We start from the raw sequence: 775 nt of genomic DNA on the forward strand, positions 1-775 counted from the left end.
ATTTCGGCGCGCTTTACTCCATCACGGAAGTAAACAATGCAGCGGCGGCGAAGCTCGAGCTGGGCTTCAGGAGTGGCCTTGCGGCCGTCGAGGGTTGTGATGGTTTTATCTTCGTAACTCATTTATCAATTATAACATAACCGTAGCCGCTTGTCAACTATTTTGTGCCTATGTTAATATAATGTACACCTATTAGCAGGAGAGCCGTTATGGATGCCGAATTCCCCATCAAAGTCCGAGAAGTCAAGGTCCGTCACAAGAGTGGCGTGACCTATGTTGAGCGTCGCCAATATCGTTATGACCCGAAACTCGGACACAATGTCGTGCTCAAGTCCGAGAGAATCGGCAAAATTGACCCAGAAACCAATCAGATCGTCCCGTGTCGCCCCAAGAGAAAGAAGAGCGAGCCGAAGCCGACAGCAGAACCTGTCGCCGCTGAAAATTCTTCGGCTACGCGCGTGTGCACAGGCTTGTCCGATCTGTTCGACTGGGCCGGGAAGTCCTCCGGCATGGAGGAATGCGTGCGTCATTCCTTCAATGCAGGCGGTGACGCCGACAAGATCCTTTCAGTGGCTCGCTATCTTGTTGCCACTGGCGATCCCGTTAATCGAATCGATTCCTGGCAACTTGATCATGACGTGCCTTACCGTCCGGGACTTAGTCCGGACGTCTGCTTTGAGCTTTTCGATCAAGTGGGGCACAACGAAACCGGCATGCAGTCGCTGTTTACTCGTCTCGCGCATCTGAGCGATGAAGATTCGGCGGTGCTTGCCTT

1 pseudogene is annotated in these 775 nt (G+C 52.6%); it reads left to right on the forward strand.

Annotated features, from left to right (window positions below):
• Window positions 1-209: 209 nt before the first annotated feature.
• Window positions 210-775 (forward strand): annotated as a pseudogene (locus GBM95_RS11915) (IS1634 family transposase); the annotation flags it as partial.

The sequence above is a fragment of the Sutterella seckii genome (assembly GCF_009183815.1).
Classification (GTDB): Bacteria; Pseudomonadota; Gammaproteobacteria; order Burkholderiales; family Burkholderiaceae_F; genus Sutterella; species Sutterella seckii.